Here is a 16,847-nt window from a genome sequence, read left to right on the forward strand (position 1 = left end):
GTTGCCTCCGAAGTCAAGAGATGTCGGCGAGTGCCTTCATGTAGTCGGCGACGTCACGTGCGGTGGAGGTCGGATTGACCACCTTCCACCGGATCACGCCCTCGCCGTCGATGATGAAGGTCCCCCGTAGCGCGAGCCCCTTCGCCTCATCGAAGACACCGTACGCCCGCGCGACCTGTCCGTGTGGCCAGAAATCGGAGAGGAGCGGGAACGTGTAACCCTCACGATCCGCCCATGCGCGGTGGGTGAACATGGAGTCGACCGAAACGGTCAGCAGGTGTGCCCCGTCGAGCGGGGCGTCGCGCAGCGCGGACAGCTCGCCGTGGCAGATCCCGCTGAAGGCGAGCGGGTAGAAGACCAGCACGACATTGGCGCCCCGGAACTGGGACAGGCGCACCGGCGTGCCGTGCTGGTCCTGCAGCTCGAAATCAGGAGCCTGGGCGCCGACCTCGGCAGGATGTGCGTTCACGGGAACCATCCTGCCGCACGGCGGGCGCTCGAGCTCCTACCGTCGGCCTTTGGGCGTCACGAGCCTCGTGCCTGACCAGTCGGGGGCTGCGGAGATGCTGCTGGTCTGCGAGAGACCCGCGGTCGTGGCGTCCTCCCCGATGTCGCTCGGCTCCACGTGGCCCTCACGCCCGGCCTTGGGAGTCAGCAGCCAGATCTGGCCGCCCTCGGCGAGTGATCGCATGGCGTTGGTCAGTGCGTCGAAGAGGTCTCCGTCGCCGTCGCGCCACCACAGCAGCGCCACGTCGACGACGTCGTCACTCTCCTCGTCCAGCAGTTCGTTGCCGGTCAGGTCTTCGATGGAGTCGCGAAGCTCGTCATCGACGTCCTCGTCCCAACCGATCTCCTGCACCACCTGACCCGGCTTGAGGCCGAGTCGTTCGGCCAGGCCGCGCTCGCCCTGCGCCTGACCCGCGGTCGCGCTCACGTTTATCCCTCCTGCTTGAGTGGCCCCGCTTATGCGGTTTATCGCTTCGGCACAGTCCACACGCTGTGACCCTCAGTCGTCAACGGTCGCCACGGGTACGGCCGTGGTCGGCCAGAATCAATCCGACAGAAACGACAGCCGAACCTGGCGTTGCGGGTTGTCGACGTTCAGGTCGACCAGCGCCACGGACTGCCATGTGCCCAGCGCCATTGTCCCGCCCAGCACGGGGATCGTGGCATAGGGCGGGATCAGCGCGGGCATGACGTGTGACCTTCCGTGCCCGGCCGAACCGTGGGCGTGACGCCACCGGCCGTCGGGCGGCAGCAGGTCGCGCAGCGCGGCGAGCAGGTCGTCGTCGCTGCCTGACCCCAGCTCGAGCAGGGCGACTCCGGCCGTGGCATGCGGCACGAAAATGTGCAGCAGCCCGTCGTCGCCCTGCGCGCGTACAAAGTCGGCGCATTCGGCCGTGATGTCGTGCACCGTCTCCCGTGAACCGGTGGTCACGGAGATGATTTGAGATTTCACAAGAAAATCTTACTTACGGACAACGACCGCATCAGGACCGGGAAACACCAGCCCCGTGTGCCCGTCGTCGAACCGCGCCATGTAGGGAGGCCCGCCGTCAGGGCCTTGGACCTCCACGATTACTCCGATCCGGTCCCTTTCGCCAACGATATTTCCGTGCACCAGGAGCCGGTCGCCTGCCGTCGCCTTCATACCTCCAGCCTGATACTCCGAAAGCCTCAAGAAAAGACCGGATCTGGAGACAAGGGATTTTTTGCGCCCGGAGCGACGACAAGCCGAAATATGACCAAAATGTTACGCGGCTCGGACCGTAGGCGCCCGGTCCGCCGACCCCACGGCGCCCTCCTCTCGACGATTCACCTGTGAGCGAACAGCGGCCCTCCTGAGGGCGCGACCCGAAGATCACCGGCGCGGGATACGTCTAGCGGGATACGTCTATACGCGCGCGCACCTCAATAGAGGAGGCCCGGCGCCCGCCCCCGTCCGGGGCGGCGCCAGAGAAGGGGGCTAGACTCGCGCGGCACGGCGCCAGGTGCGGCACCCCCGCCCCTCCAGGGCAGGTTCTCGTACGGCGAGCCTTCGGGACCGATCCAGGCCCTATGGGCGAAATTTCGTTCCTTTTCCGGTCTTGTTAAATTGCTCCCGGGATGTAACCTGTGGCGAGATTCGTCCTACCATCGGTGGTCTAGGCCATCGGCACCCCTCCTGCCAGCAGGGACACCCTGGTTACCGGCGAGTAGAGATGCGTTTTCTACGACTAGCGACCAGGATGGAAGGCGACCCAGACCAGTCATCAGTCCACCTCGGAAGGCGAGACCCAGTGGCTTCCGGACGCCAGCGATTCTCGATCATCAGCGACGGCCTACCCAGCCAGCTGCCTGATGTCGATCCCAGTGAGACCAACGAGTGGCTCGAGTCTCTCGACAACGTCGTCAAGACCGAAGGCCGCACCAGAGCCCGCTACCTGATGCTCCGCATGCTCGAACGGGCCCGTGAGCACCAGGTCGGCGTGCCGGGCCTGCGCAGCACCGACTACATCAACACGATCCCGCCGGAGCGCGAGCCCTGGTTCCCGGGTGACGAGCACGTCGAACGCCGCATCCGCGCCTACATCCGCTGGAACGCGGCCATCATGGTGTCGAGGGCCAACGCCCGCACCAACGTGGGCGGCCACATCGCCACCTACGCCTCGGCCGCGTCGCTCTACGAAGTGGGCTTCAACCACTTCTTCCGCGGCAAGGACCACGGCGAGTCGGGCGACCAGGTCTTCTTCCAGGGGCACGCCGCGCCGGGCATCTACGCCCGCGCCTTCCTCGAAGGCCGGCTCAACGAGAGCCAGCTCGACGCGTTCCGCCAGGAGCTGTCGCACGGCTTCCACGGTCTGCCCTCCTATCCCCACCCGCGGCTGATGCCCGACTTCTGGGAGTTCCCGACGGTCTCCATGGGCCTGGGCCCGATCGGCGCGATCTACCAGGCGCGATTCAACCGCTACCTGCTCAACCGGCAGATCAAGGACACCAGCCGCAGCCACGTGTGGGCGTTCCTGGGCGACGGCGAGATGGACGAGCCCGAGTCGCTCGGCGCCATCGGCGTGGCGGCGCGCGAGGAGCTCGACAACCTCACGTTCGTGATCAACTGCAACCTGCAGCGGCTCGACGGCCCGGTGCGCGGCAACGGCAAGATCATCCAGGAGCTGGAGTCCTACTTCCGTGGCGCCGGCTGGAACGTCATCAAGGTCGTGTGGGGCCGCGACTGGGACCCGCTGCTGGCGGCCGACGTCGACGGCGTGCTGGTCAACCAGATGAACACGACGCCCGACGGCCAGTTCCAGACCTACTCCGTCGAGTCGGGCGCCTACATCCGCGAGCACTTCTTCGGCTCCGACCCGCGCCTGCGCAAGATGGCCGAGCACCTGACCGACGACGACATCCGCAAGCTGTCGCGCGGCGGCCACGACTACCACAAGGTCTACGCCGCGTTCAAGGCGGCCCGCGAGCACGTCGGCCAGCCGACCGTGATCCTCGCCCAGACCATCAAGGGCTGGACGCTGGGCAAGGACTTCGAGGCCCGCAACGCCACCCACCAGATGAAGAAGCTCACCAAGGCCGAGCTCAAGGAGTTCCGTGACCGGCTCTACCTGCCGATCCCCGACTCCGCACTCGAGGGCGAGCTGCCCCCCTACTTCCACCCGGGCGAGAACGACCCCGAGATCCAGTACATGATGGAGCGCCGCGCCGCGCTCGGCGGCGTGCTGCCCAAACGGGTCGTCCGCGCCAAGCCGGTCAAGCTGCCCGGCGACGAGGTCTACTCCACCTTCCAGAAGGGCTCGGGCAAGCAGCAGGTCGCCACCACGATGGCGTTCGTACGGCTGCTGAAGGACCTCATGCGCGACAAGGAGATCGGCCACAGGTTCGTGCCGATCATCCCGGACGAGGCCCGCACGTTCGGCCTCGACGCCATGTTCCCGACGGCGAAGATCTACTCGCCGCACGGCCAGACCTACGAGGCCGTCGACAGGGAGCTGCTGCTGTCCTACAAGGAGGCGGTGCAGGGGCAGATCCTGCACGAGGGCATCAGCGAGTCGGGCTCGATGGCCTCGACCATCGCCGCCGGCACGTCGTACGCCACGCACGGCGAGCACATGATCCCGATCTACATCTTCTACTCGATGTTCGGGTTCCAGCGCACCGGCGACCAGATGTGGGCCCTGGGCGACCAGATGGGCCGCGGCTTCCTGCTCGGCGCCACCGCGGGCCGCACCACGCTCAACGGCGAGGGCCTGCAGCACGAGGACGGCCACACGCCGCTCATCGGCTCGACCAACCCGGCCGCGGTCATCTACGACCCGTCCTGGGCGTTCGAGGTGGCCCACATCGTCAAGGACGGCCTCAGGAGGATGTACGGCGACCAGCCGGAGGACATCTTCTACTACCTGACCGTCTACAACGAGCCCTACCTGCAGCCGGCGCAGCCCCCGCACATCGACGTGCAGGGCCTGCTCAAGGGCCTCTACAAGTTCGCCGAGGGGCCGCAGACGCAGGGGCCGAAGGCCAACATCCTGTCCTCGGGCGTCGCCGGCCCGTGGGCGATGGAGGCGCAGCGGCTGCTGGCCGAGGACTGGGGCGTGTCGGCCGACGTGTGGTCGGCGACGTCGTGGACCGAGCTGCGCCGCGAGGCCCTGGCCTGCGAGGAGCACAACCTGCTGCACCCCGACGCCGAGCGGCGCGTCCCCTACGTGACGCAGGTGCTGTCGCAGGCCCGCGGGCCGTTCGTGGGCGTCAGCGACTACATGAAGGCCGTCCAGGACCAGATCGCGCAGTGGGTGCCGGGTGACTGGTCCTCGCTGGGCACCGACGGGTTCGGCCTGTCCGACACCCGCTCGGCGCTGCGCCGCCACTTCCACGTGGACGCGGCGTCGATCACGCTGGCCGTGCTGTCCAGCCTGGTCAAGCAGGGTGAGCTCGGCGGCGAGGTGCTGCGCGAGGCCATCGCCCGCTACCACCTGAAGAACGGCGTCACCGAGGCGGGCGGCGCCGAGAGCAACGACACGCAGTCGATGGGCGTCTGACCCGTCCCGATGGCGGCGCGAACAGGGTGGATACGCGCCGCCTCACCCGGGTTTGGTGCACGGTCACGTATTGTGGGCACTACTTCCCCCTGAGAGACGAGGGGAAGTTCCATCGATATGCGACGTGTCCTAGCCGCCGCCCTGCTCGTGACCGCAGCCGGCTGCTCCACCGCACCCGCCGAGCCCGCCACGGACGCCCCCGGCGAGACGGCCACGATCGACTGGGGGCCGTGCACCGACATCGAGCGTCCCGACGGTGAGCCTCCCGCCCGCCAGGACAGCTCAGTGCGGTGCGGCACGCTCGCGGTGCCGCTCGACTACGACGAACCCGACGGCGAGCAGCTCGACCTGGCGCTCATCAAGCTGCCCGCCACCGGCAAGGACAAGCGGCTCGGATCCGTGGTGTTCAACTTCGGCGGCCCGGGCGCGTCCGGCGTCGACACGCTCGACCAGGCGGCCAAGGCGCTCACCACGCTGCGGACCCGCTACGACCTGATCAGCTTCGACCCGCGCGGCGTCGATCGCAGCTCGGGCGTGCGCTGCGGCGACGCCTCCGAGCTGGAGGCGTACACCTCGCTGAACACGCTGCCGCCCGGCGAGGAGACGCGCCGGCGCGCCACGGCGGCCAACAAGAGGTTCGCCGAGCTCTGCGAGCGCGACTCCGGCAAGATCCTGCCCCACGTCGGCACCGTGAACGCCAGCCGTGACATGGACCGCATCCGCGCCGCCGTGGGCGACTCCAAGCTCAACTACGTCGGCATGTCGTACGGCACGCAGCTCGGCGCCGTCTACGCCACCGAGTTCCCCCACAACGTGGGCCGGATGGTGCTCGACGCGCCGCTCGACCCGACGGTCTCGTTCGAGCAGCGCACGCTGGCCCAGACGCGCGGCTTCCAGCAGGCGTACCAGAGCTTCCTGCGCTCGTGCGTCAAGACCACGTGCGCGCTCGGCAAGGACGAGGCCACCGCCAACCGCAACGTCGAGAACCTGTTGATGCAGCTGACCACCAAGCCGCTCAACGTTCACGGGCGCACGCTGACGCAGGGGCTGGCCTCCACCGCCGTGGCCGCCGCCCTCTACTCCGAGCTGACCTGGCCGTTCCTGGAGCAGTCGCTCAGCGAAGGGCTCAAAGGCAACGGCGAGGCGCTGCTCTACCTCGCCGACAACTACACCGGACGCAGGGATGACGGCACCTACTCCACGCAGATGACCAGCTTCCCTGCCATCACCTGCGCCGACACCGCGGAGCGCCCCAGCAAGGCCGACCTGCGGCGCACCGAGGCGGCCGCGCTGAAGATCTCGCCGCTGTTCGGCAGCGAGGGCTCGGGCGGGTTGTGCCGGGTCTGGCCGGTCAAGGGCAGCAACCAGGCGCGGCACGTGGACGCCACCGGGTCCGCGCCGATCGTGGTGGTGGGCGGCAAGGGCGACCCGGCCACGCCGTACCAGTGGGCGCCCAAGCTGACGTCCCAGCTCAAGACGGCCACGCTGGTGACGTACGAGGGCGAGGGGCACGGGGCGTACCTGTCGGGCAGCAAGTGCGTGCGCGGGCTGGTGGACGCGTACCTGCTCGACGGCAAGGTGCCCGAGAAGGGCGCCAGCTGCCCGGCGGCCTAGGCTGGGCCAGGTGACGCAGAACAACGCTCAGAACGCGGGCCAGAAGACGGAGAACGAGTCGCGCGACGCGCGCATCGCGGGGATAGAGACCGAGGCCGCGCGCCTGGCCGCCCTGGCCGGCGACCTGTCGGTGGCGGTGCCGACGTGCCCGGGATGGACGCTCGCGGAGCTGGTCACGCATGTCGGCCAGACCCATCGCTGGGCGGTCCACGTGCTGCGCAACCAGGTGCGGGAGAAGATCTGGTCGCGGCAGGTGCCGAGCGGGCTGGCCGAGGGGCGCAGCGGCGACCCCGGCTGGCTGATGGCGGGGGCCGCCGAGCTGCTCGACACGCTGCGCACCACCGATCCGGAGCTGGAGGTGTGGACCTGGGGCCCGGACGGGCGGGCCGCGTGGTGGACACGCCGGATGCTCTTCGAGCTGGTGGTCCACCGGGTCGACGCCGAGCTCGCGCTCGGCCTCGACCCGGTCGTCCCGGCGGAGACCGCCATCGACGGCGTCGAGGAATTCCTGCACAACCTGCCGCACGCCGCCTGGGTCACCCGGTCGCTGGCCGGGCTCGGTGTGGAGGGGGCCACGATCCACCTCCACGCGAGCGACGGCGAGGGCGAGTGGACCATCACGCAGGGCCCCGCCGGGAAGATCACCTGGGTGCGCGGCCACGCCAAGGGCGACACCGCCGTCCAGGGACCGGTGTCGGATCTGCTGCTCATGCTCTATGGCAGGCGCTCACCGGGCGACCTGACCGTGCACGGCGACCGCGACCTCCTCGGCCGCTGGCTGGCCGCCGTCGACTTCTGACGATCGCCCTGGACGCGCCGCCGCTCGGCGATCGGCGGCGTGTCCAGGGCGTTTCGGTGAACCGCTCCTGGTGGAGCGGCCCGGGCGGGGGCCGGTGGTCGCGGGGAAGGCGCTCCCCCGGCCCCCGCCCGGATGATCACCTGCGGTGGAAGACCCCGAAGACGCTGCCGGACACGTCGCTCACGTAGGCGAAGTCGGTGCCGGCACCGTCGTCGATCACCTTCATCAGCACCTTGCCGCCGAGCGACTCACTCTTGGCGCAGGTCTCCTCGACGTCGGCGACCTGCACGTGGAAGAGCGCGTGGTTGGGGAACTCGCCCTTGGTGTTGAACAGCCCGCCCATCGGCTGGTCACCGCCCGGCCGGCTGATCGTGCGGTAGTCGATCGGGCCGCCCTCTCCGGTGAAGGCCCAGCCGAACAAGCCGCCGTAGAACCTCTCGGCGCCCTCGGGGTCGTCACTCGCGACCTCGAACCACGTCACCGTGTTGTCCATCATCGTCTCCTCAGTTGTCTAACAGGACAACGATCTAACGGCAGAGCGACAACCCTATGTCGGTGTTTCCTCTTGATTTTTCGAGCATGAGTTCAGTCGAGGGTGGTGCCGTGGACGACCATCTCAGGCACGTCGGTGGCGAACCCCTCGAGCGGGCGCTCGGGGCAGCGCTCGCCGGTGACGGTGGCGGAGGCGATGCGGTCGAGGCGGAACACGCGTACGTCGTCGCGGAGCCGGCACCACGCCACGAGATACCAGAAACCGCCACGCCCGCCCAGAAACACCCCCGGCTCGACGTCGCGCGAGGTCAGCGCGCCCTTGGCGTCGGCGTAGTCGAGCCTGAGCACGCGGCGGCGCAGCAGCGCCTCCTCAATGGCCCGGGAGATGCCCTCGGCGCCCAGGGGCTGGATGCCGGCGGCGGGCTGGTCGGGCGGCTGGACGAGCTGCACCCGCCGGGCCAGCTCTCTGGCGAGCTCGCCCTCGGGCCCCGGCATCGCGGCCACCACCTTGCGTAACGCGCTGCGGGCCTGACGGCCGAAGGGCTGGTCGCCGGCCTGGCTGAGCGCCACCGCGATCGCCACCGCCTCGGCCGGGCTGAAGTTGAGCGGGGGAAGGGACATCTTCCTGTCGATGGCGTAACCGCCCTTGCGGCCCGGCTGGGCGTAGATCGGGACGCCGGACTCCTGCAGCGCGGTGATGTCGCGCTCGATCGTGCGCACGCTCACCTCGAACCGCCCGGCGAGCTCGCGGGCGGAGCGGCAGCGCGGCGCGATGGCGCGCAGGTCTTCGACGAGCGCGTAGAGCCGGTCGGTACGGTTCACAGCCGCGACGCTACGCCGCGCCACCGACAACCGCGGGCCCCCGCGGCGCCCGGTAACCCCTGCCTCACCGCAAGACTACAAAGATCTGACGACCGGAGGGAGGGTGCTCGGAGCGTCAGGCCCGGGTCCAGTCGAGGAGCCTGTCCAGGGGCCAGGCGTTGACGAGGCGCTCCGCCTCGATGCCGCACATGGCCGCCCGCTCGCAGCCGTACCGCTGCCAGTCGAGCTGTCCCGGGGCGTGCGCGTCGGAGTCGATCGCGAAGACGCACCCCATCTCGTACGCCAGCCGCATCAGCCGCTTGGGCGGGTCGAGCCGGTCGGGCCGCGAGTTGATCTCGACCGCCACCCCGAACCGCCGGCACGCCTCGAACACCAGCTCCGCCTCGAACTCCGACTCCGCCCTGCGCTCCCCGCGCCGCCCGCCGGCCCGCACCACCCGGCCGGTGCAGTGCCCCAGCACGTCCACGAGAGGGTCGGCGATGGCGGTGACCATCCTGCGGGTCATGTCCGCGCCGTCCATGCGGAGCTTGGAGTGCACGCCGGCCACCACCACGTCGAGCCGTTGGAGCAGCTCCCGTTCCTGGTCGAGTGAGCCGTCCGGGTTGATGTCCACCTCGATGCCGGTCAGGATCCTGAACGGGGCCAGGCGCTCGTTCAGCTCGGCCACCACGCCCAGCTGGCGCTCCAGGCGCTCGGCCGAGAGTCCCTTGGCCACCGTCAGGCGGGGCGAGTGGTCGGTCAGCGCCAGATATTCGTGGCCGAGCCCGGCGGCGGTCTCGGCCATCTCCTCGATCGGCGACCCGCCGTCCGACCAGTCCGAGTGGCTGTGCAGGTCGCCTTTCAGCGCGGTGCGCAGCGCGGCGGTCTCGGCGTCGAGCTCGACGCCCTCCGTGGCGTGCAACCTTCGCAGGTAGGTCGGAACCTGGCCGTCGAGACTTTCGTTGACCACGAGAGCGGTGACCTTGCCGATGCCCGGCAGGTCGCCGAGCCCATCGGTGCGGGCCAGCCGCACGAGCTCGTCCTCGGGGAGGTCGGCGACGACCGCGGCGGCGCGGCGGAAGGCCCGTACACGGTAGGTGGGCTCGCCTGCGCGCTCCAGCAGGAAGGCGATCTCGCGCAGGGCCATGACCGGATCCATACATCCTCCATAGCCGAAATAAATCGAGATGCACTAATTACTCATTGAACACGGACGGACGCCGCCGCTAGAGTAATCGGCCCATGAAAGCAGGAGCTTGATGGCACCACCACCGCCGCCCACCCACCACTCGCCTCCGCAGCCTCCGCGCAAGGCGTCGAAAGCCGTCCCTCTCACGATCCTCGGCGTCCTGTCCGTGATGCTGGTCGGCTACTGCGCAGCCGTGCAGGACGACGAGGAGGTCACCGCGGACTGCGTCATGCGGCTCGACGACGGCAGCTACCAGATCGTCGACGACGACTACTGCGACGATGACGACGACGGCGGCACGCACTACTACGGCGGGTCGCGTGGGGCCTACCTCTGGTACTACGGCGGCACCCGGGTCGGCAACCGGGTGCGCGGTGGCACCACCTACCGGCCGTCCAACGTCGACATCAACACCCGCAACGGCAAGTCCATCCAGCGAGGCGGCTTCGGCAGCAAGTGGGGCGGCGGGGGCTGACAGGTGCGGCGCGAGCACGGCACTCCCAGGCCAGGCTGGGAAGAGACGATCGAGAGCCAGGGCCTGGCTTACCACAAGGCCGCGCACCCGTCGGGGCTGAGCCGCCCCTACTGGGACGAGTCCGTCCACTACGTCTTCTCGATGGACGAGGTCGAGGAGCTGGAGGAGCAGGTCGAAGAGCTGCACGCCATGTGCCTGAGCACTGTCGAGCACGTGGTCTCGGCGAGCCGCTTCGCCGACTTCGCCATCCCCGAATGGGCGTGGGAGGACGTCGCGCGCTCGTGGGAGCGCCGCGACCCCCACCTGTACGCCCGCTTCGACCTGCGCTACGACGGCACGGGCCCGGCCAGGCTGCTGGAGTACAACGCCGACACGCCCACCTCCCTGGTGGAGTCGTCGGTGATCCAGTGGTTCTGGTTGCAGGACACCCACCCCGGCGGTGACCAGTGGAACTCCGTGCACGAGCGGCTCATCGAGCGCTGGACGCAGCTGGGGCTGCCGCCCGGTCCCACGCACTTCGCGTTCACCAACATGGACGAGACGGGCGAGGAGGCCATGACCGTGGCCTACCTGCAGGAGACCGCCGAGCAGGCGGGCCTGCAGACCGTCTCCGTGGCCATGGAGGACATCGGCTGGGACTCCCTCAACCGCCGCTTCGTCGACGTCGAGGAGCGGATGATCCGCTCCGCGTTCAAGCTCTACCCCTGGGAGTGGATGCTGGCCGAGGACTTCGGGCGGCACGCCGTACGCCACGCCACCTGGATCGAGCCGCTGTGGAAGACCCTGCTGTCCAACAAGGCGCTGCTGGCCCTGCTGTGGGAGCTCCATCCCGGCCATCCCAACCTCATGCCCGCCTACCTCGACGGCCCTCGTGACCTCACCTCCTACATCGCCAAGCCGCTGCTCGGCAGGGAGGGAGCCTCCATGCGCATCGTCACCCCCGAGGGCACCCAGGAGACCCCCGGCGTCTACGGCCGCGAGGGGTACGTGTTCCAGGGCTTCGAGGCGCTGCCCGCCTTCGAGGGGCAGCGGCCGGTGCTCGGAGCCTGGGTGGTCGCCGACGAGGCCGCCGGGCTCGGCATCAGGGAGACCACCGGCCTCATCACCGACGACACCTCATCGTTCGTCCCGCACCGCATCGCTGACTGACGTGTTCCCCGACCGACATCTGCCCGCCCCAGCTCTGGGCGGGCACGCTCCCCGTGATTGGAACTGAACTGACGTGACTCTTCTCGAAATCCTCGCCCGCGGCTCAGGCGCCGTCGCCGCGTACGCCGCCGTCGGCGTGATCCTGATGATCGTCGGGTTCTACGTGATCGACTGGGCCACGCCCGGCAAGCTGAGCGAGGTCATCCGCAACGAGCGCAACCCCAACGCCACCCTGCTGGCCTGCTCGGCCATGGCCGCCATCGGGCTCATCGTGGCCGCCTCGATCTGGTCGTCGGGCGGCCGGCTCACGGAGGGCCTCGCGGGCACCGCGGTGTTCGGGCTGGTCGGCATCGTGGTGCAGACGGTGGCCATGCTGATCTTCGACCGGGTGGTCGGCATCTCCGTACGCGAGCTGGTCAAGGAGCCCGACCTGCAGCCGGGCGCGCGGCTGCTCGCGGTGACCCATGTCGCGATCGGGCTCATCACCGCCGTCGCCGTCATCTGACGGAGGGGACGAGCCGCCGTTCCGGTCAGCCGAGGAGACCTGGCACTCTAGGAGGCGTGACAGAGCGGACCCGGGAGGACACGACACGCAGGCTCGAGCGGGCCATGGGCTCGCTCGGCACGGCGGCGATGGCGCGCATGGACGAGCAACTGCCGTGGTTCCGGGCGCTCAGCGCCGAGGACCGGTCGTGGGTGGGGCTCGTGGCCCAGGCCGGCATCGCCGCGTTCGTCGAGTGGTTCTCGACCGCCGGTGAGGGGCGGCGCACGCCCAGCATCGAGTTCTTCGGCACGGCGCCGCGCGAGCTCAAACGGTCGATCTCGCTCCAGCAGACCGTCGACATCGTCAGGGTCGTGGTCGAGGTGGTCGAGGCGCAGACCCACGAGCTGGCCGCGCCCGGCGGCGAGGACGAGCTCCAGCAGGCCATGCTGCGCTACACCCGCGACGTCGCCTTCGCCGCCGCCCACGTCTACGCCCGCGAGGCCGAGGCCAGGGGGTCGTGGGACGCCAGGCTCGAGGCCCTGATCGTGGACGCCCTGGTGCGCGGCGAGGTGGACGACGGCCTGCACTCGTGGGCCGCCGCCCTGGGCTGGACCTCCTCCCCCGTCGTCGTCATCGCCGGGCACGCCCCCGAGGGCGACCCGCGCGCCGTCATCGACGGCCTGCGGGAGAAGGGCCGCCGCATCGGCATGGACCTGCTGGCGGGGGTCCAGGCCGACCGGCTGATCGTGATCGTGGGCGGCGCTGGCAGCGTCAACGACGCGGCCAAGCAGGTCGTGGCCCGTTTCGGCGTCGGCCCCATCGTCATCGGCCCCGAGGTGGCCGACCTGCACGCCGCCGCCAATTCGGCCAGGGCGGCGCTGGCCGGGCTGAAGGCGTCGTCAGGGTGGCCCGACGCGCCGAGGCCCGTACACGCCGAGGACCTGCTGGCCGAGCGGGCACTCGACGGCGACCTCGACGCCAGGCGGCAGCTCATCGAGAGCGTCTACCTGCCGCTCGCGGGCACCCCGCTGCTCGACACGCTGGCCACCTACCTGGAGCAGGGCACCTCGCTGGAGGCCACGGCCCGGCTGCTGTTCGTCCATCCCAACACCGTGCGCTACCGCCTCAAGAAGATCACCGAGCTGACGGGCTACCAGCCCACCGAGGGCAGGTCCGCCTTCACTCTCCAGGTGGGGCTCATCCTCGGCAGGCTCGCGGAGAGTGCAGCGAGCTGGCGCGCTCTAACGTAACCGCGCCGCAATCCCCACTGTAGGGTTCCTACAAATCACCCTGGACAAAGTTCGTACGGATCTCCATCCGCGTGTCGGACTTCTACAGGGCATGGTGGATTTTGTGCTTGTACTCGTCGCTCCGGGCCAAGGTGCCCAAACGCCAGGGTTCCTGGCTCCATGGCTTGAGTTGCCCGGTCTGGCCGACAGGCTCGGCTCGTGGTCCGAGGTCGCCGGGGTCGATCTGATCGCCCAGGGCACGACCGCCGGCGCCGACGAGATCCGCGACACCGCCGTCGCCCAGCCGCTGCTCGTGGCCGCCGCGCTGGCCTCCGCCGAGGCGCTCGGCGCGGCCCCCGACGTCGTGGCCGGGCACAGCGTCGGCGAGTTCGCCGCAGCCGCGCTGGCCGGGGTGCTCACCCCTGAGCAGGCGCTCTCCTTGATCCGCGACCGCGCCCAGGCCATGGCCAAGGCCGCCGCCATCACCGAGACCGGCATGACGGCCGTGCTCGGCGGCGTCGAGGAGGAGGTTCTCGCCGCGATCGACAGGCACGGGCTCACCGCCGCCAACATCAACGGCGCCGGGCAGATCGTGGCCGGCGGCACCATCGAGCAGCTGGCCGCGTTCAAGGCCGATCCGCCCGCCCGCGCCCGGCTCATCTCGCTCTCCGTGGCAGGCGCCTTCCACACCGCCCACATGGCCACGGCGGTCGAGAGCCTGCGCGAGGCGGCCAGGAACGTCACGCCCGCCGACCCGAGGGTCACGCTGCTGTCCAACTTCGACGGCCGGCCGGTCGCCACCGGCGCCGAGTTCGTCGAGCGGCTGGTCCAGCAGGTCAGCAGCCCCGTCCGATGGGGCGCCTGCATGGAGACCATGTCCGGTCTCGGCGTCACCGGGATCATCGAGCTGCTGCCCGGCGGCACGCTGACCGGCCTGGCCAAGCGTGCCCTGCGCGGCGTGCGGACCGTCGCGCTGAAGACCCCAGACGACCTCGACGCGGCCAGGGAGCTGATCCCGTGAAGATTCCCGACATCGCCCCTGGCGCCAAGGTGCTCGCCCTCGGCCACTACCAGCCCGCCAACGTGGTCACCAACGACGACCTGGCGAAGACCATGGAGACCAACGACGAGTGGATCCTGTCCCGGGTCGGCATCAAGGAGCGCAGGATCGCGCCCGACGGTGAGTCGCTGGAGGACATGGCCACCATCGCCGGAGGCAAGGCACTGGCCGCCGGCGGGCTGTCGCCGGAGGACATCGACCTCGTCATCGTCGCCACGTGCACGCTCGAGACACAGATCCCCAACGCCTCCGCCATCGTCGCCCACCGCCTGGGCATCCAGTCGCCCGGGGCGTTCGACGTCAACGCCGCCTGCGCCGGGTTCTGCTACGCCCTCGGCACCGCCAGCGCCGCGGTGCGCGGTGGCGCGGCCAGGAACGTGCTGGTCATCGGCGCGGAGAAGCTGTCGCAGTGGATCGACTGGACCGACAGGTCCACCGCCGTGATCTTCGCCGACGGCGCGGGGGCCGCGGTGGTGGCCCCGTCGGAGACGCCCGGCATCGGCCCCGTGGTGTGGGGCAGCGCCGGCGACAAGTCCGACGCGATCATCATCAAGGACCGGGCCGACTACCTCCGGCAGGAGGGCCAGACGGTCTTCCGCTGGGCCTCCACCGCGCTGCATCCGGTGGCGCTCGAGGCCTGCTCGCGGGCGGGTGTCGACCCGTCCGAGCTGGCCGCGTTCGTACCCCACCAGGCCAATCTGCGCATCATCGAGGCCATCGCCCGTAAGCTGGGCGCCGACCAGGCCGTCATCGCGCGCGACATCGTCACCGCGGGCAACACCTCGGCCGCCTCCATCCCTCTCGCGCTCTCGCGCATGGTGGAGCGTGGCGAGGTCCGCACGGGCGATCTCGCGCTGGTGCTCGGCTTCGGCGCCGGCCTGACCTACGCGGGCCAAGTGATCGAGATTCCGTAGGATCGGGCACGGTCTGCGCCGTGCCCGCCCAAATAAGGACTGGTGCGGCGCAACCGCACAGATTCCCAGGAAACCAAAGGAGAAATAGCGACATGGCTGCCACCGAGCAGGACATCCTCGAGGGCCTTGGCAAGATCATCAACGAGATCACCGGCATTCCGGCGTCCGAGGTGACCCCCGAGAAGAGCTTCGTGGACGACCTCGACATCGACTCCCTGTCCATGGTCGAGATCGCCGTGGCCGCCCAGGACGAGTTCGGCGTCGAGATCCCCGACGACCAGCTCAAGAACCTGAAGACGGTCAAGGACGTCCTCACCTTCATCCAGAACTGAGCCGCAACACCCGATCCGACCAGTACTGATCAGCAAGGGAGCGCGAAACGTGAGTGCGAACCGGGTACGTGTCGTCGTCACCGGGCTCGGCGCGACGACGCCCGTCGGTGGAGACGTCACCTCGACCTGGACGGCGCTCCTCGCCGGTCAGTCGGGTGTCGAGGCTCTCACCACGGACTGGATCGACACCGTCCCCGTGACGTTCGCGGGGACGGCCGCGGTCGACCCCACCGAGGTTCTGCCGCGGCCCGAGGCCCGCCGCCTCGACCGCAGCGAGCAGTTCGCGATGGTCGCCGCGAGGGAGGCCTGGCAGGACGCCGGCTCTCCCGAGGTGCCGCCGGAGCGGCTCGGCGTCGTGGTCTCCAGCGGCATCGGAGGCATCAACACCACGCTGAGCGCCTACGACACCTACCGCGAGCGCGGCTGGAACCGGCTGTCGCCTTTCACCGTGCCGATGCTCATGCCCAACGGCCCGGCCGCCTGGATCGGGCTCGACCTGGGCGCCCAGGCGGGTGTGCACGCCACGGTGTCGGCGTGCGCGTCCGGCGCCGAGGCCATCGGCCACGCGATGGACATGATCAGGGTGGGCCGAGCCGACGTGGTGGTCGCCGGCGGCACCGAGGCCGCCATCCACGGCCTCAACATCGCCGCCTTCGCGGCCGCGCGGGCCATGTCCACCCGCAACGACGACCCGGCGGGCGCATCCAGGCCGTGGGACCGCGGCCGCGACGGGTTCGTGCTCGGCGAGGGCGCCGGCATCGTGGTGCTGGAGTCGGAGGAACACGCCAGGGCGCGGGGCGCGCGCATCTACGCCTACTGCTCGGGCGTCGGCTACTCCGCCGACGCGCACCACATCACTCAGCCCGAGCCCGACGGCCGGGGCATCATCATGGCGATGACGCAGGCGCTCACCGACGCCGGCGTCACCGGCCACGACGTCAAGCACGTCAACGCGCACGCCACCTCGACGCCCGCGGGCGACGTCGGCGAGGTGCAGGCCGTGGCCAAGGCCATCGGCACCCACCCGCTGGTGACGTCGACCAAGTCCATGACCGGGCACCTGCTCGGCGGCGCGGGCGGCATCGAGTCGGTCTTCACGATCAAGGCGCTGCAGGAGCGGATCGTTCCCGCCACCATCAACATCGACGATCTCGACGACGGCATCGAGGTCGACGTCGTCCACGACAAGAACCGCACGCTGCCCGACGGCGACGTGGCCGCGGTCAACAACTCGTTCGGATTCGGCGGGCACAACGTGACCGTCGTGTTTAAGGGGGCATAA

Annotated in this window: 18 protein-coding genes; 11 read left to right on the top strand and 7 right to left on the bottom strand. The window is 69.7% G+C overall.

The window, feature by feature from the left end; genetic code table 11:
* Window positions 1–13: 13 nt before the first annotated feature.
* From ABGB01_RS42595 to ABGB01_RS42610, 4 genes are all read right to left on the bottom strand, one after another.
* Entirely contained in the window at window positions 14–478 is a 465-nt protein-coding gene (locus ABGB01_RS42595; RefSeq protein ID WP_347779723.1) for a peroxiredoxin, read from the bottom strand.
* A 27-nt stretch (window positions 479–505) separates the two neighbouring features.
* Window positions 506–934 (bottom strand): DUF3052 domain-containing protein, encoded by a 429-nt coding sequence (locus tag ABGB01_RS42600; RefSeq protein WP_132506048.1) that lies wholly within the window; start codon window positions 932–934, stop codon window positions 506–508.
* A 117-nt stretch (window positions 935–1,051) separates the two neighbouring features.
* Window positions 1,052–1,459, bottom strand: coding sequence for a secondary thiamine-phosphate synthase enzyme YjbQ (locus tag ABGB01_RS42605; RefSeq protein ID WP_347779725.1), 408 nt, complete (start codon window positions 1,457–1,459; stop codon window positions 1,052–1,054).
* 9 nt (window positions 1,460–1,468) lie between these two features.
* Window positions 1,469–1,651 carry a DUF1918 domain-containing protein gene (locus tag ABGB01_RS42610; RefSeq protein ID WP_347779726.1) on the bottom strand — a complete coding sequence of 61 codons (183 nt, stop codon included), beginning with the start codon at window positions 1,649–1,651 and terminating at the stop codon, window positions 1,469–1,471.
* A gap of 628 nt (window positions 1,652–2,279) precedes the next feature.
* Between ABGB01_RS42610 and aceE the strand changes: the two genes are divergently transcribed.
* The 3 genes from aceE to ABGB01_RS42625 all read left to right on the top strand — a co-directional run bounded on the left by aceE (window position 2,280) and on the right by ABGB01_RS42625 (window position 7,440).
* Window positions 2,280–5,027: a pyruvate dehydrogenase (acetyl-transferring), homodimeric type gene (aceE, locus tag ABGB01_RS42615; protein WP_347779727.1), complete on the top strand. Its 2,748-nt coding sequence runs from the start codon at window positions 2,280–2,282 to the stop codon at window positions 5,025–5,027.
* 117 nt (window positions 5,028–5,144) lie between these two features.
* Window positions 5,145–6,641, top strand: coding sequence for an alpha/beta hydrolase (locus tag ABGB01_RS42620; RefSeq protein WP_347779728.1), 1,497 nt, complete (start codon window positions 5,145–5,147; stop codon window positions 6,639–6,641).
* A gap of 10 nt (window positions 6,642–6,651) precedes the next feature.
* Window positions 6,652–7,440 (top strand): maleylpyruvate isomerase family mycothiol-dependent enzyme, encoded by a 789-nt coding sequence (locus tag ABGB01_RS42625; protein ID WP_347779729.1) that lies wholly within the window; start codon window positions 6,652–6,654, stop codon window positions 7,438–7,440.
* A 136-nt stretch (window positions 7,441–7,576) separates the two neighbouring features.
* Here ABGB01_RS42625 and ABGB01_RS42630 read toward each other — a convergent pair whose 3' ends face one another.
* The 3 genes from ABGB01_RS42630 to ABGB01_RS42640 form a co-directional block, all read right to left on the bottom strand.
* Complete coding sequence (locus tag ABGB01_RS42630) at window positions 7,577–7,933, bottom strand: VOC family protein (RefSeq protein WP_347779731.1); 357 nt, start codon at window positions 7,931–7,933, stop codon at window positions 7,577–7,579.
* Window positions 7,934–8,025: 92 nt separating this feature from the next.
* Window positions 8,026–8,754 (bottom strand): YafY family protein, encoded by a 729-nt coding sequence (locus ABGB01_RS42635; protein WP_347779732.1) that lies wholly within the window; start codon window positions 8,752–8,754, stop codon window positions 8,026–8,028.
* Window positions 8,755–8,869: 115 nt separating this feature from the next.
* A complete protein-coding gene (locus tag ABGB01_RS42640; RefSeq protein ID WP_347779734.1) occupies window positions 8,870–9,892 on the bottom strand; it encodes a PHP domain-containing protein in 1,023 nt (340 codons plus the stop codon).
* Between the two features lie 100 nt (window positions 9,893–9,992).
* On the opposite strand from ABGB01_RS42640, the gene ABGB01_RS42645 reads away from it, so the two are divergent.
* The 8 genes from ABGB01_RS42645 to fabF all read left to right on the top strand — a co-directional run bounded on the left by ABGB01_RS42645 (window position 9,993) and on the right by fabF (window position 16,847).
* Window positions 9,993–10,397 carry a hypothetical protein gene (locus ABGB01_RS42645; RefSeq protein WP_347779735.1) on the top strand — a complete coding sequence of 135 codons (405 nt, stop codon included), beginning with the start codon at window positions 9,993–9,995 and terminating at the stop codon, window positions 10,395–10,397.
* Between the two features lie 3 nt (window positions 10,398–10,400).
* Window positions 10,401–11,546, top strand: coding sequence for a glutathionylspermidine synthase family protein (locus ABGB01_RS42650; RefSeq protein ID WP_347779737.1), 1,146 nt, complete (start codon window positions 10,401–10,403; stop codon window positions 11,544–11,546).
* A 73-nt stretch (window positions 11,547–11,619) separates the two neighbouring features.
* Window positions 11,620–12,051 carry a DUF350 domain-containing protein gene (locus tag ABGB01_RS42655; RefSeq protein WP_347646957.1) on the top strand — a complete coding sequence of 144 codons (432 nt, stop codon included), beginning with the start codon at window positions 11,620–11,622 and terminating at the stop codon, window positions 12,049–12,051.
* A gap of 104 nt (window positions 12,052–12,155) precedes the next feature.
* On the top strand, window positions 12,156–13,280 hold the full coding sequence (locus ABGB01_RS42660) for a helix-turn-helix domain-containing protein (RefSeq protein WP_347779757.1): 1,125 nt from the start codon (window positions 12,156–12,158) through the stop codon (window positions 13,278–13,280).
* A 103-nt stretch (window positions 13,281–13,383) separates the two neighbouring features.
* The gene (locus tag ABGB01_RS42665; protein WP_347617909.1) at window positions 13,384–14,280 is read left to right on the top strand and encodes an ACP S-malonyltransferase; all 897 of its coding nucleotides are present in this window, start codon (window positions 13,384–13,386) and stop codon (window positions 14,278–14,280) included.
* Window positions 14,277–15,233: a beta-ketoacyl-ACP synthase III gene (locus ABGB01_RS42670; RefSeq protein ID WP_347779740.1), complete on the top strand. Its 957-nt coding sequence runs from the start codon at window positions 14,277–14,279 to the stop codon at window positions 15,231–15,233. Before ABGB01_RS42665 ends, ABGB01_RS42670 begins: the two co-directional genes overlap by 4 nt.
* A gap of 92 nt (window positions 15,234–15,325) precedes the next feature.
* A complete protein-coding gene (locus tag ABGB01_RS42675; RefSeq protein ID WP_043614464.1) occupies window positions 15,326–15,565 on the top strand; it encodes an acyl carrier protein in 240 nt (79 codons plus the stop codon).
* A gap of 49 nt (window positions 15,566–15,614) precedes the next feature.
* A complete protein-coding gene (gene fabF / locus ABGB01_RS42680; RefSeq protein WP_347779742.1) occupies window positions 15,615–16,847 on the top strand; it encodes a beta-ketoacyl-ACP synthase II in 1,233 nt (410 codons plus the stop codon).

The sequence above is a fragment of the Nonomuraea sp. B5E05 genome, assembly GCF_039880665.1.
In the GTDB taxonomy this organism is placed as follows: domain Bacteria; phylum Actinomycetota; class Actinomycetes; order Streptosporangiales; family Streptosporangiaceae; genus Nonomuraea.

What these genes read in the sequence shown, in the direction of transcription:
- ABGB01_RS42595 (WP_347779723.1), bottom strand. Translation starts at nt 478, where the DNA reads ATGGTTCCCGTGAACGCACATCCTGCCGAGGTCGGCGCCCAGGCTCCT.
- ABGB01_RS42610 (WP_347779726.1), bottom strand. Translation starts at nt 1,651, where the DNA reads ATGAAGGCGACGGCAGGCGACCGGCTCCTGGTGCACGGAAATATCGTT.
- ABGB01_RS42620 (WP_347779728.1), top strand. Translation starts at nt 5,145, where the DNA reads ATGCGACGTGTCCTAGCCGCCGCCCTGCTCGTGACCGCAGCCGGCTGC.
- ABGB01_RS42630 (WP_347779731.1), bottom strand. Translation starts at nt 7,933, where the DNA reads ATGGACAACACGGTGACGTGGTTCGAGGTCGCGAGTGACGACCCCGAG.
- ABGB01_RS42640 (WP_347779734.1), bottom strand. Translation starts at nt 9,892, where the DNA reads ATGGATCCGGTCATGGCCCTGCGCGAGATCGCCTTCCTGCTGGAGCGC.
- ABGB01_RS42645 (WP_347779735.1), top strand. Translation starts at nt 9,993, where the DNA reads ATGGCACCACCACCGCCGCCCACCCACCACTCGCCTCCGCAGCCTCCG.
- ABGB01_RS42660 (WP_347779757.1), top strand. Translation starts at nt 12,156, where the DNA reads ATGGGCTCGCTCGGCACGGCGGCGATGGCGCGCATGGACGAGCAACTG.
- ABGB01_RS42675 (WP_043614464.1), top strand. Translation starts at nt 15,326, where the DNA reads ATGGCTGCCACCGAGCAGGACATCCTCGAGGGCCTTGGCAAGATCATC.